Annotated in this window: 10 protein-coding genes and 1 riboswitch; of the genes, 1 reads left to right on the plus strand and 9 read right to left on the minus strand. The window is 34.4% G+C overall.

The genetic code is table 11. The features are described from left to right. Nucleotide 1: 1 nt before the first annotated feature. From EQM13_RS16680 to EQM13_RS16720, 9 genes are all read right to left on the minus strand, one after another. Complete coding sequence (locus tag EQM13_RS16680; RefSeq protein WP_128753294.1) at nt 2–2,431, minus strand: VWA domain-containing protein; 2,430 nt, start codon at nt 2,429–2,431, stop codon at nt 2–4. Next, nucleotides 2,421–3,971 (minus strand): vWA domain-containing protein, encoded by a 1,551-nt coding sequence (locus EQM13_RS16685; RefSeq protein WP_128753295.1) that lies wholly within the window; start codon nt 3,969–3,971, stop codon nt 2,421–2,423. The genes EQM13_RS16680 and EQM13_RS16685 overlap by 11 nt, the downstream gene beginning before the upstream one ends. Next, a complete protein-coding gene (locus EQM13_RS16690; RefSeq protein WP_128753296.1) occupies nt 3,972–4,817 on the minus strand; it encodes a DUF58 domain-containing protein in 846 nt (281 codons plus the stop codon). It lies immediately after the preceding gene. Continuing rightward, on the minus strand, nt 4,818–5,789 hold the full coding sequence (locus EQM13_RS16695) for an AAA family ATPase (RefSeq protein ID WP_128753297.1): 972 nt from the start codon (nt 5,787–5,789) through the stop codon (nt 4,818–4,820). Beyond that, a complete protein-coding gene (locus EQM13_RS16700) occupies nt 5,790–7,304 on the minus strand; it encodes a hypothetical protein (protein ID WP_128753298.1) in 1,515 nt (504 codons plus the stop codon). Then, on the minus strand, nt 7,291–7,983 hold the full coding sequence (locus EQM13_RS16705; RefSeq protein ID WP_114218670.1) for a hypothetical protein: 693 nt from the start codon (nt 7,981–7,983) through the stop codon (nt 7,291–7,293). The genes EQM13_RS16700 and EQM13_RS16705 overlap by 14 nt, the downstream gene beginning before the upstream one ends. Further along, on the minus strand, nt 7,976–9,988 hold the full coding sequence (locus EQM13_RS16710) for a hypothetical protein (protein ID WP_114218669.1): 2,013 nt from the start codon (nt 9,986–9,988) through the stop codon (nt 7,976–7,978). Before EQM13_RS16710 ends, EQM13_RS16705 begins: the two co-directional genes overlap by 8 nt. Before the next feature lie 94 nt (nt 9,989–10,082). Continuing rightward, nucleotides 10,083–10,261, minus strand: a riboswitch (cobalamin riboswitch). A 43-nt stretch (nt 10,262–10,304) separates the two neighbouring features. Beyond that, complete coding sequence (nrdG, locus tag EQM13_RS16715; protein WP_114218668.1) at nt 10,305–10,814, minus strand: anaerobic ribonucleoside-triphosphate reductase activating protein; 510 nt, start codon at nt 10,812–10,814, stop codon at nt 10,305–10,307. 10 nt (nt 10,815–10,824) lie between these two features. After that, entirely contained in the window at nt 10,825–13,152 is a 2,328-nt protein-coding gene (locus tag EQM13_RS16720) for an anaerobic ribonucleoside triphosphate reductase (protein WP_114218667.1), read from the minus strand. Nucleotides 13,153–13,486: 334 nt separating this feature from the next. Here EQM13_RS16720 and EQM13_RS16725 point away from each other — a divergent pair, with 334 nt between their 5' ends. Further along, a complete protein-coding gene (locus tag EQM13_RS16725) occupies nt 13,487–14,365 on the plus strand; it encodes a VIT1/CCC1 transporter family protein (RefSeq protein ID WP_071139323.1) in 879 nt (292 codons plus the stop codon). Nucleotides 14,366–14,399: the final 34 nt, after the last annotated feature.

Below are 14,399 nucleotides of genomic sequence, written 5' to 3' on the forward strand. Positions count from 1 at the left end.
ACTAATTCCCTCCAAACTTTTTTCTGACCCAAAGATCCGATACAAATAAAATTCCGGCCAAAGGTAAAAATATATAATTCATATTTATATCAGAATAACTCTTATCCTTTATAGGAAGTGAAAAAATTTCCGTTTCACCGTTTATTACAGTGTATTTACTCATAAGTTCCAAATTTTTATCCTTTTCTTCCTCCAAAAAATATTCCGGAGAATAATCTAAGTACAGCACTCTTGTATATAATGAATTTGAACCGTCTTCATTGCTTACCTTTAAATTAACTATATAACTTCCTTTTTTATTTAATATTATATTTTGATTGAATTTTCCTTTTTCATACTGTTTCATAGCGAGTTCGTAATTTTTTCCGTCGGGTTCCGTAACGGATATATCGACTTTTTCCCCATTTTTCTCAGTATCCACATATATATCAGCATTCCCACCTTTTTGGATAATCTCAATGTGATCTTCTCCCGAATTTCTTTGACTTAAAAGATAGTCTATTATATTAGACCAGTTTTTCTCAAACCCTTCCCATTCTATCCAATCTTTGCTCCACTTTCCGCTTAAATCGGAAGTCCACACCAAAACATTTCCCGAACCGTATTGCCATTCTGCCAAAAGGGGTTCATCCAAATCGGTTTTCAATATTAAATTTGCCCTGTCCTTTAAGCTGGTGGAAATATATCCCTTTATTTTAGGCAGAAAATTTTTGTTTATTATTCCCGAACTATTGACCAGTTGGGGATAAAAGGCTCTCTCGTTTATATACTTTCTTGTTGCCATATAGGTTTCCTTGGCAAATATTTTAGGAATATCTGCCGGATCTTCTACATAATAACTTCTCCCCTTTGTTTCCTCACTTAGATATTTTAAAAACTTCTCATCGGAATCCTTTCCCACGGCAATTGTCGATAAGGTAATTTCCTTTTCTTCCATCTCCTTTAATATATCTTCATACCCTTCCTTTTCCCCTTCCCCGTCGCTCAGGAGTATTATGTGATTTATTTTGGTATTACCTGAAGACAGTGACTTTATACTTTCCTTTAAAGAAGGCATTATCAAGGTCCCTCCCTGAGCTTTCAATTTTCCTATACTTTCTTCAATATTTTTTTTATCCTTGATTTTCCCATAGGGAACAACCCATTCTGTCCTATCCGAAAATCCTATTACTCCTGCCCAATCATTGTCATCCAATATATCCAGGGAAGATATAGCCGCTTCTTTGGCAATTTCTATTTTTTTTACGCCTCCTGTTTCATCTTCCATACTTCCCGAAGTATCTATTGCCAGAACAATTCCCGAATTAGGCTTCTTTTCATTTCCTTTTATCTGACTTTTAACAGGAAGCATCGATTCCAATAAGGTATCCTTATAATTTCCCATGGAGAAGGTGTTTTCTCCTCCTATTACCAGAAGGCCCGTCCCCTCTTTCTTAACACAGTATTCCAAATTTTTTTCCAATTCCTCCGATATATCATCATGGGAAACATTGGTCAATATTATTTCGTCAAACTGTACCAAATAATCAACAGAACCGTTCACTTCTTTCGGAGTATAATGGGATATCTGAATACCTATACTGTTTAAGAGATTAGTCACATTTTTCGTATCTTCCTTTGTGCCCAAAATCAATATCTTTGGGCTCCCGGCGGGATTTAATCCTATAGTGAATACATTATTATAAGAGTTTGTATCTCCGTCAGCTTTTATCTCTCCCTTTAAACTCTTCCAACCGCTGTCCTCGGGGGAGATATCATATTTTAATGAATTCAAGCCTTTTTTTATTTCTATTCTTTTATTCAGTATCTCCTTCTCATCTCCATAGAGATGAAAATCGGCAGTTGTACCGTAATTTGAATAAATTTCTACCGACAGTTGAAATTCCTCGTTATTATAAATTTTTGCAGGTACTTTCATGGATTTCAGCTGGCAGTCATTTTTATCCGCTCTTTTTAAAGGATATATGAACAAATTAACATTTTCTTCTTTTAATTTTTCTTCTACCTGTTGATAACTTCCCAAATTTTCAATCCCATCTGTGAATAACACAAGATTTTTATTAACATCCTGAGGAAAAGAGTCCAAAGCAAACCGAATTCCGTTTTCAATATTTGTAAAATCAGGGTTTACATTTGTATTAAATGCAAATTTTTCTTTCTTATCGGTCAAAGGCATGTCCGTCATTGCGTTTTCCCCGAAGGAAATAACTTCTGTAAGGCTTTTTTTATCCTTCTTCTGAATTTGTTCGTTTATATATTTTTCTATTGATTCTTTACTTTCAGCCGTGCTTAAGGATCGGTCAACCAAAAATACGGTATCGTCTTTTTTATTAACTCTGTGAATTCTTATGTCAAAAAGAGAAAGAATCAAAAGAATAAAAACTCCCGTTCTTAAAATAATCCACAAATTCTTTTTAATTTTAGAAAGCATTTTTGTACACCTTCCATTCCATTACTAACAATACCAAAGCCAAAAGAATCGAATAATTTTTAATCGGCTTTAAAGGAGTATAGGAAACGGCTTTTCTTTCGTTGGCATCTCTATTATTCATATCCCCTACAACCAACTGAGAAGGCGGGTTTGTAAATTCTTCTTTATCTAAAAGATAATCTCCGTCAAAAAACCAGCCGATACTTTCCTTTATAACTATGGGAAAATATGGAGTCATTACAAAATTGGTATTATTGAAGTCCAATGAAGAATACATGACCTTTTCGCCTTTCTTCATGCCGTAAACCATGAAGGAACCCCCTTCTCCTTTCAGCAAAGGGTGAAAATTCTTTATATCATTTAAATACTTAGCATTGTTTACATATGTTTTGCTCATGTCCAAGTCTGATAAAAAACTTCCCTCATCTTCGTGAATTTCTTCAGTCCGGGTTTTTAAGCCAGAAATTTCCCACTCGGGATCTAAATACCATACGCCTGAATCTTCAATATTATTTTCAGCGGATTGATTATCGGCAAATATATATAAATCAAATTTTTTATCACCGGAAGAAATCTTGTCCTTCTTTACATAATTAATTTGAGGAATACTTTTCAATGCACTGTCAAAAAAAAGGTTATCCCCTACTAAAACCACGCTCTTCTTATATTTCTGTCCCACAGGAATCGTATATTTATTGTCTTCCGATAAGGAATCCTCATTTTCTATGCTGACAATAAATACATTTTTTTCCTTTTTAGGGTGAAAAAACATATCCTTTTCTTCTCCAGGCCCGATTGACCATTTATCTATAGCCTTATTCCCTTCTTCATCGGATATTGATATATGAACTTCTTTTCTCTTTGAAGAATAATTTTTTATTTTATATATCAAATCTCCGTTATAATAATCATAGTAACCATATGTAATTCCCAAATTATCAAAATCCTTCCCTACTTTTATTACACTGCCGTCAAAATTTACATCCTTATCCGTTATGAAAACTTTTTCTCCATCAAACTGAGATTTTATTTCCGAGAACTTGTTCAAATTCAGCGGAAAATCCGAGCAGCTTATTTTTTTTAGTATATCAATTCCTTCCTTTTTACTTCCCCTCTCAAGAAGTACATTTTCATCACTGTCTATAAGGACTAAATTTATCCTTACATCATCCTTTAAAGTATGAAGAAATTTGTTTATTTCTTCTTTAGCCAATTGGAAGTGGCTTTCTCCCTTCTCCACAGAATTCATGGAGATGGAAGAATCCAAAAATACCGTTATTTCATCTTCAGCTTTTCCTTTAACCAAATACGGATCCGATAATGCCAAAGCTATTGATATTACAATCATAATCTCTAAGAACAGAAGAAGGTATTTATTGATATTTTTTGTTCTGATTCCTTCTGCTTCTTTTAAAACTTCATCCCATATTTTTATACTTGATATCTTTATTTCCTTTTCCTGATGTTTTTTAAAATAAAGAAGCAGAATAAGAGGTATAAGAAGTACCGGCCAGAGGCCCTGCATATTCAAAAGTCTCATTTACATACCTCCAATAGTCTTTCTTAGAATTTCTTGAGGGGAATCGCTGCTTAATGCAAAAGTATAAACTATATCCCTTTTAAGAGACATGCTTCTGTTGTTGTCTATAAATGAATTAATCTTTTTTTTGTACATATCCTTCATAATCCTGTTAATATCTATCTTTACAATTTCATTAGTCTCCTTATCAATTAACTTTAACTTATCGTTAACTTCAGGTTCTACTTCATCTTCGGATAATATTTGAATAAATAAGACTTCCTCTCCTCTGCCGCATAAAAAATCCAGTACTTTATCAATATTCTCACCAAATCCGTCTGTTATGAGAAAGGTTATTCCTCCTCTTTCTCTGTTGAATTCATTTAATCTTATGATATTTTCATAATCGGTCATGCCCTCACAACTTATGCTATCCAACACTTTAAAAAGTTGATAAAATTTATCTTTGCCTTTAATTGATGTTTCCCCATATGTTCCATTATTAAGGGGAATAAAACTGAATATATCTCCCTGGTTCAATGTCAGATATCCTATCCCTTTAGTTAATGTCTTTGCAAGATCGAATTTCACGGAAGTTCCATAGTCCATTGAAAGGCTGTTGTCCATTATCACTTTTATATGTATTGTCTTTTCTTCTGTAAACTGCCTTATATATAAATTTTTGGTTCTCATGTATGCCTTCCAATCGATTCTTCTGACATCATCCTGAGGAATATATTGTCTATGATCATAGAAATCCATGGAATTTCCAAGACTCTGGGATCTATAATTTCCTGTCTCGCCGTAAGTCAGCTTTTTCCTCGGCTTGATCTTTAAATCACTTATCTGTCTGAGAAAATCATCCATTTATTTCACCTTCTTCAGCACTTCCTCTATTATATGATCTGCTGTCATTCCGTCAGACATTGCTCTGAAATTCAAGCAAATCCTATGTCTCAAGGACAAATAGGCGGAATAATATAAATCCTCCAACGATACGTTATACCTTCCTTCAATTAAAGCTTTAGCTTTGGCTCCCAAAATCATTGATTGAGTTCCTCTCGGACTTGACCCCCATTTTACATATTCCCTGACAATATCCGAACCGGTCTTTTCCGGATGAGTTTCAAGTGTTATTTCTACGGCCTTTTCCTTTACTCTTTGACATAAAGCCACATGTCTTACTACTTCCTTCATCTGAAGAACATCATCTTTTCCGGCCTTTTTCTCTATATTTAATTCTTCATTGTCTCCCACAGTCAAATTCACTATATCCATCAGTACCTTTTCATCAGGCATATCTATATTCAGCTTAAACATGAACCTGTCCAGCTGAGCTTCGGGAAGAAGATAAGTTCCTTCCATTTCAATAGGATTTTGGGTGGCAAGAACAAAGAAGGGTTCCTCCAGCATATAAGTATTTTTGCCTACAGTTATGGATTTTTCGGCCATGGCTTGAAGAAGTGCGCTTTGAGTTTTGGGAGTCCCTCTGTTTATCTCGTCTGCTAATATCAAGGAACTGAATATGGGTCCTTTTTCAAAGGAAATATCCATACCGTTTCCGTTATTTTTTATTATCTCGGTACCGATAATATCCATAGGCATCAAATCGGGAGTAAACTGTATTCTTGAAAATGGAAGATCCAATACCTTTGACAAAGTTTTTATTAAGAGGGTCTTCCCAAGACCTGGTGCTCCCTCCATAAGTATATTACCGCTGCAAATTATTCCTATCAGTGTATTGCTCACCACTTCATCCTGACCTATAATCTGCTTTTTTACTTCTTTCAGTACACTCTCAAATTTTCCCTTGAAATTCAGTATCATATTTTCTTCCATCTATTTTTCCTCCGTTAATATTTCAAAATATCTGTTTACAAGCTCTTTATTTTTCTCTGGTATCTTATATTTATTAATGTACTTTAATTTGTCCTTCTCAAATTCTCTATAGCTTCCGGTAAGTAAATTATCAATTCCCGATGTTCCTATACCATTTTCATTGGAGTTTGTAATTATATCTCCTTTTTCTCCCTGGACTCCCTGTATATTTAAAAGGTTGGATTTTTCGTTATCTATTCTTGTGGACTTCGTACTTTTTTTCACATTCCCTTCTTGCAAAGAAACATCATTTTCCCCTTTGCCGTCTCCTCCGATTCCTCCGCTATCATCATAATCCCCGAGGCCTTTTCCTGCTATGGATTCTTTGTAGTCTCCCTTATTTCTTTCACCTTCTTCGTAATTATCCCTTTCTCCAGAGGTAAAACTTTCGGTTTTATCCTTACCTCCGATACTCTCAAATCCGTTCCCGTCCTTGTCCAAAAATCTCTCCTTCATGTCATTCAAATCCACCTGAGCTGTCTCTACGGAATTTGAAAGAGATTTTCCATCAGCAATATTCCTAACATTCTCCTTCCAATCATCGGACTTCAATTCCCTTTCCATTTGATTTATAACATTTAAGTCCTTTTGAGACATCTTTTCTTCTCCGTCGGATTTCATATCTTGAATATTTTTTAAGGCTTTTTGCCTATATTCTTCCGACAAATCGCCGGAAATGTTGCTCACTTCTTTATTAAGGGAGGATTGAATCCCCGTCCCGTTAAAAATACTTGCTATTATACTATTATCTTGATCATATTTCTTATTTATATTATCCAAATCCCGTTGGGCATCTAAAATATGATAGGCTCCTTCTTCATAATCATAAGTATCCGAAAGTTTATCTATCAGTTTTTTTAATGTTTTCTTCATCTCTTTTTCTTCTTCTGATGTAATATTGCCGTTTTTTTCTTCTTTTTTAAGATCTTCCACAATATTTTCTACTTTTTTTCCTTCCTCTTTTAAATCCTTATTTATTTCTTCTCCGCTTTGTGCAATATCCCGTTTATTTGAAGGAATAAAAAATATCCCCAGGGAAATAAAAAAAATAATCAATGATATTAAAATCATCTTTTTATCTATCTTAATATGATATTTCTTCCCTATATCTTCCTCTGAAAGAGCTTCCCTCATCTCATCAAAAAAAGCATCATATATTTCTCCATGACAGTTTCTGTATTCCAAATAAGTTGAAAACCTTTCTTTAAACCCTGTATCGTCTCCAATTTCTGCTGTTTCTTCAATGGATGGAATTTTGAAAAGAGAATAAAGCACTCCCAATAATAGTCCCCCTTCAACAATATAAAAAATCTTTTTCCCTACATAAACTATCGGGAATACATGACTTAAAACGGCCATCAAAAAAACCGTGCCGGAAATCCCCAATCCAAAATAGACAGTGGTATTTAATAATCTGTTCAGCCATATCTTTTTTCTCAATTTTTTTAAAACAGTAAAAGCATTATTTTTTTTCATAGCAAGGCCTTCCATGCTTAATAAGTATACTTATTCCCAAGGATATTAAAATCCAGAATATGCAGAAAATACCCAAAGGTTTGTGTCCCAGATAATTTGGCTGACCCAGCTGTGAAGCAGCCGTTCCCGCCGAGGTCATCACGGGATTTAAGAAAAATATAAGGGGAATTCTCCTGTCGAATATCGATACTATAACTAAATTCCTATATTCATAATAATAATAAAAGAATATCAAACTGAATATTATTACCGTACATATAAATATCTTGAGTATAAGCTGTATATGAAAATCACTTTTTCCTTTATACATCATCATGTTTTTAATGCTGATAATTACCATTGCCCATATATATTGGATAATAAGAGGGAAAAGGCCGTACAATCCGCTCATATTGTTTACCGATAAGAGTAAAATCGTATGAGGAAAAGAAGATAATGTAAACATGGCAATATGAAAAAATCCTTTCTTTTCCCATTCCCACAATGTTATGAGAATCGAATTCAATATTAATTGAAATATGGAATAATAAAGATACATTTTACCCGTTAAATCTTCCTCGTAAGAATTATCCGTTAAAATTATCATGAAAAAACACCCTAAAAGAACTATGGTATTAATCAATACATAACTGAATATCAGCTCTCTGTTTTTTTTACTCATCTCTAAAAAATTATTCATTATTCTCACCTGATTTTAATTTCCCCCGGAGGGATATTTGAGGAAGCATAATTCTTCCCTTACCGGTTATCTTAATGGTCAACGGACCATTTTCCGTAAAATTCTTCACTCTGTCACTCTGAAATAATTGAGACGATAATTCTTCCCATTTTTTATCTTTTTGATTTAATGCCTCTATTTTTAAGCTGCCATAATCAATCTTTGCTCTAAGATTCAGGGATTCAATATCCCCTCGCACAGGCATAGGATAGTATAAAAGAAGTTCTTCTCCCTCTTCCAACGTATATTCCCTTATATATTCATCTTCCGAGTATTTAGTATAGTTTTTAACCGGACAAATAACTCCGAAGGGAATGTTTAAATGTTCTTTTTCTTCAAAATCAATTTGAAAGACATTCATTGTATATGTCTTTTCATCTTTATCCTTTATTGTACTAAATCCTATCAGGCAGCAGTTCTTAGGATTACTTTCAGCATAGTAATACTGTTCAAACAGCTGTTTTTCTTCGTCATCTAATTTGACAGCAGTAGAAACCTTGTCCAAATAATTAAAATCGCCGGTATTCTTTAAATTTTCATCCAATCTATATTTAATATCCAATTTTTGTTTTCCGTTTAATGTTCCAATATTTATAACCGTATCTCCTATTATGATGAAGCTGTTATCCAAATCATAAGGGAGAATATTTTGTATTTCACCTGATACAATTGAATTTTCGTCTATAGAAAGTTTCTGCACATAACTTTCTTTTTCATCCCGATTCTGAAAAAATATATGATACACCTCTTTTTTCAATGCAAGAACCTTTTGGTTTAAAGGCATAACATGAATATTGTCTTCTCCATATCCGTCCAAGAATCCATCATTCAGCTGAAATTCCGAATTCTCTTTAGTTCCCTTTACATATGCAACTCCTGTAGAGAAAACTCCTTCTCCGTATTCCTTTATCTCAACCTTTCCCACATTGCTTCCATAGATATTTTCTCTAAAAAAAGCTATTAAAAATATCAAAGAAAAGGCTCCTATTGATATTCCAAATATTTTACCTCTTTTTTCTCCCAATCCTATAATAAGAAATATTAAATAAACTATCAGTAAGGACAGAAATATATAAACCAAATTATAACTGGGTTTCAACAGAGAATTTCCTATAAAAAACATATTTTTCCACTCATTTTCCCTGTTAAAAATATTTTCAGGTTTGATCAAATCGTTAAGATTTAAATATGTAGCATATTTTTCAATTGATTCTTTTATGTTATCTAAGGATATCGTTTCCAAATTTTCGTTTACGGGTACAACGTTACCTTCTCCCAAATGCCAAATCTCTTCTTGATTTAAATTTTTAAATATTCCGGTTAAAGTTTTATATTTGTAGGTTTTGTTTCCAATGAAAATATTGTGTCCTCTTTTAACCCATTGAATAAGATTTTGCCCGAATTCTTCCGGTAATTGTTCTGAATTGTAGTTCTCTATAAAAACCATATCTAAATTTTCAAGTTCTTCTTCATTCAGGCTGAGGTATTTGGTCAAATCAACTATTTCTATATCTTCCATGGGAATAAAATTTAGTTTCAATTGGCTGAGATAATTCAATCTCTCCGGTTCATCGGATAATATTCCTAAGACGGTTGTTTTCTCGGAAATAGGTTCAAATGGGATTTCGACGGAATTTATCTTCTTTCCTTTATTCTCTAACGTTACTTTTATTTTACCCTCGGAATCAGGTATGGGAATGGAAAAATAATATACTTTTTCACTATTATCATCTATCTTTACGGGTTCATAATATTTCCTGTTTTCAGTTTCTATGCGGATTATACCTTCATCTATACCTGAATTTCCGGTACTTACGGTGATTTTTAACGGATTTACACTTTTCAGCTTTACTTTTCCGCCAAATCCGATGATTCCTGTAATTCTTGTTTCGCCGCTTCCATAGGATATCCCCCATGAAGATAATATTATAAAAATTAACAAACCTATTCCAACTAATTTTTTCACATTCCCACACTTCCTCTTAAAAATAAAACCCTCTTCCAAGGAAGAGGGTTTAAATTCATTTCACTCAACCTTCCCTTTCCTCTAAGTCGGAGTATCGAGAAGAAATACAACACCAAGTTTTCTGGCTTTCAGATCATCTTTAGGTCGAACCTTCCCATTTGTATACAAACAGTGGCAAAAACACCAACCTAAATTCCTGATTACAGCTGCGACTACAGCAAGGGCTTTTCACCCTTTTCCTTATTGTGCTATATTTTATCTTTTCCATATATTAAATTACTTTCATCAACATTATATTCCATGCAAATTAATATTGTCAAGGAGTTATAACTATAGGCTCCCCACAAAGGATAGAATCTTTCACGTCTATAATCCTTTGGTTTGAAGAACCCCTGAATTTCAGCATAATGCTCCTTTTATCTATCTCAAAGGGACCGTCTATGAGAATATCCGTACATCTCATTAATCTCTCCCAATCCGGTCTGTCATAGAAACTTTCAATTATTTTCTCATAAGTATATCCCGTATAAGTTATGACATTTAGCCCCATTTCCTTTATTTTTTCTCCTAAAACCGCAAAACTTTCAGCTTGCTCAAGAGGTTCTCCTCCGCTGAAGGTTATTCCGTCTAAGAGAGGATTATCCTTTACCATTTCCAAGATATCTTCAATATTTATCAGTCTGCCGCCGGTAAAAGAATGAGTCTCCGGGTTATGGCATCCTTTACAGTTGTGTTTACAACCTTGAGAAAAAACTACCAGTCTTATACCGGGTCCGTCAACTATAGATTCTTTAATTATTCCTGCTATTCTTAAAAAATCAGTCATATCTGTCTCCCTATTTTACAGAGCAGGAAAAATGTTTAACTCTGTCCCTTTCCTCTGCCCTTTTTGCATCATTGAAACGGTCTAAGGTCCCCACCAAATATCCTGTAATACGTCTGATCCTCTCAAAAGGTATATTGCCTTCTTCCCTCCCGCATTTAGGACAGGTATCGCCGATAATTCCGGTATATCCGCAGACGGGATCTCTGTCCACGGGATGATTTATTGAACCATAGCCTACTCCGGATTCCTTCATTACTCTTATAATTTTTTCAAAGGCTTCTAAGTTTTGAGTCGGATCTCCGTCTAACTCCACATATGTTATATGTCCCCCATTTGTAAGAGAATGATATGGAGCTTCCGTTTTTATCTTATGAAAAGCGGTTGTTTCGTAATATACAGGAACATGGAAACTGTTTGTATAATATTCTCTATCCGTTATCCCTTCAACGGAACCAAATATTTCTCTGTCCATTTTAACAAATCTTCCCGCTGTCCCTTCCGCCGGAGTAGCAAGAAGGGAAAAATTCATCTTATATTTTTGGCTTGCTTCGTCCATTCTCTTTCTCATATGCCCTATAATTTCAAGGCCTAATCTTTGCGATTCCTCGGATTCCCCATGATGTTTTCCCGTAAGTGCTTTCAAACATTCGGCAAGGCCTATAAATCCCATAGTCAAAGTCCCATGTTTCAATACTTCTCTTACCTCGTCTTCTTCTCCTAATTTATCCGAATCAATCCATATTCCCTGCCCCATGAGGAAGGGGTAATTTTTTACCTTTTTGCGCCCTTGCATCTCAAATCTTTCCAACAATTGATCGATAACTAAATCTATAACCTTATCAAGTTCCTTAAAGAATATATCCAGATTACCTTTGCTTTTCAGCCCCAATCTCGGCAAATTGACAGTAGTAAAGCTTAAATTCCCTCTTCCGTATATTATTTCTCTGTCGGGGTCATAAACATTTCCTACAACTCTTGTTCTGCATCCCATATATGCAATCTCCGTTTCCGGATGGCCCTGTTTATAATACTGAAGATTATACGGTGCATCCAAGAACGAAAAATTAGGAAACAGTCTCTTTGCACTTACTCTGCATGATAATCTGAACAGGTCATAATTTGGCTCCCCTTCATTATAATTAACTCCTTCCTTAACTTTAAAAATCTGTATCGGAAATATGGGAGTTTCTCCGTTTCCGAGGCCGGCTTCCGTAGCAAGAAGAAGATTTTTCATAACCATTCTGCCTTCCGGAGACGTATCGGTTCCATAGTTAACGGAACTAAAAGGTATCTGAGCTCCCGCTCTGGAATGCATAGTATTTAAATTGTGTATAAATGCTTCCATTGCCTGAAAAGTTTTTCTGTCCGTTTCTTTCAACGCATTTTTTTCTGCAAATTTTTGGGCTTTTTTTATCAATAAAGGATCTTTTATAAGATCAGAAAGATAATTAAATTCCGCTTCTTTATACTTCTCGTTATTTGCAATGGAGGGCTTCAATCCCTTTTCTTTGTGAATGTTATCAAAGATATCTATAATTTTATCTTGAATTTCTCCATCCTCCGTCAACAACTCAAAGACTTTTAATAAATTTACTCTATATAATTTTACATATGTTTTTTTAACCCCCGGTGCCATTCCGTAGTCAAAATTCGGTATGCTCTGACCACCGTGCTGGTCATTCTGATTGGACTGTATAGCAATACAGGCTAAAGCGGCATAACTTTGAATGTCGTTAGGTTCTCTCAAAAATCCATGGCCGGTACAAAACCCTCCTTTAAACAGCTTTACGATATCTATCTGGCAGCAGGTAGTAGTCAGCATAAGAAAATCCAAATCATGTATATGAATATCCCCTTCTTTGTGAGCTTTGGAATGTTCGGGCTTTAATATAAACAAATCATAAAACTGTTTCGCCCCTTCGGAACCAAATTTAAGCATGGTACCCATAGCCGTATCTCCGTCTATGTTGGCATTTTCCCTCTTTAAGTCATTATCCTTGGCATCTTTAAAGGTCAGATCTTCGTATACCTTCATAAGTCTTGTGTTCATTTCCCTTACTCTGTTTCTTTCGGCTCTGTAGAGAATATACTCTTTTGCCGTACGGGCATGACCTGACTCTATAAGTACCTTTTCCACTATATCCTGTATTTCTTCAACTTCGGGTACCTTATGTATATAATCCCGTTCTAGTATTTCAGCAACTTCTTCCGATAAAGCAACTGCCATATCATAATCCTGTCCTCCGGCCGCTTTTGCTGCTTTAAATATAGCATTTGAAATCTTTTCAATATTAAAGGGGACCTCTCTTCCATCTCTTTTTTTGATCTTCGTAATCATTTTAGCATCTCCTTATTTTTATAATGAATAGGATAATATGACAAAAAAATAATAACAGCATATACTATATGTTGTTATTATATGATAACAAGTATCTATATAATGTGTCAAGTGCAAAATTTAATGCAGTAATAAAGTTCCAGTGAATATATCGGGACTACTGATAAAGTCGTTATTTTTAAAAATTACTCAGTAAAAATGCGGATTTGGAGATACAAAAAATTAAAAAATTGGACTTTTTCACTGGTCCCGAATATATCCAGTGTCTTGATGTTATTTTATAATAGAAATATAATATATTCAAGATATGATTAAAGAAAGGAGCAAAAGTTTAATGGAACAAAATAATAAAGAAAAAAATTATTTTTTGTTAAGTTGTCAACAGCGGGAACGGGATGAAGCAGAACTGTATAAAAGAATTTCCGATCGCATCAAGGATCCTGAAGCAAAAAAAATCTTAAAATCCATATCTCAGGATGAAAACTCCCATGCCGAAAAATTTGCTTCATATTCTAACCAAATTCTCAAACCTAATATGAGTCGGATAAGGTTCTACAACTTCATAGCAATTATGTTGGGATATACATTTATGCTTAAAATGTTTGAAAGAGGAGAAGAAAAGGCAATCAATTCATATAAAGCCCATATAGCGGAAATACCTATGTTGGAAACCATCCTTCGTGATGAGGAAGCCCACGAGGCAAAACTCATTGATCTATTGGATGAAGAAAGATTGCAATATGTAGGAGATATGGTATTGGGCATGAATGATGCTCTTGTGGAATTAACGGGATCATTGGCCGGATATACCCTTGCCATGCAGAATACGTCGGTTATAGCTATGGCCGGCTTGATTACCGGAATTTCCGCTACTCTTTCCATGAGTGCATCAGGATACCTATCATCTCGGGCATCAGGGAACAAAAATGCCGTAAAATCTTCTGCCTATACAGGTATTGCCTATTTGATTACTGTAGTGCTGTTAATTATACCTTATTTGCTGTTCTCTAAAGACAATTATATTCCGGCATTGATTGTAACAATGCTTATTGCTATTTCCATAATCGCAGGGTTTAATTTTTATATTTCCGTTGCTAAAGATGAACCATTTAAGCGTAACTTTTTTGAAATGGCAGGCATCAGCATGGGTGTAGCGGTGATATCCTTTATTGTAGGTATAATCGTTAAACAGGTATTGGGAATTGATTTGTAATAAATAACACCCTACAGGAATATAATTTATTAAC

This window comes from Acidilutibacter cellobiosedens (genome assembly GCF_004103715.1).
In the GTDB taxonomy this organism is placed as follows: Bacteria; Bacillota; Clostridia; order Tissierellales; family Acidilutibacteraceae; genus Acidilutibacter; species Acidilutibacter cellobiosedens.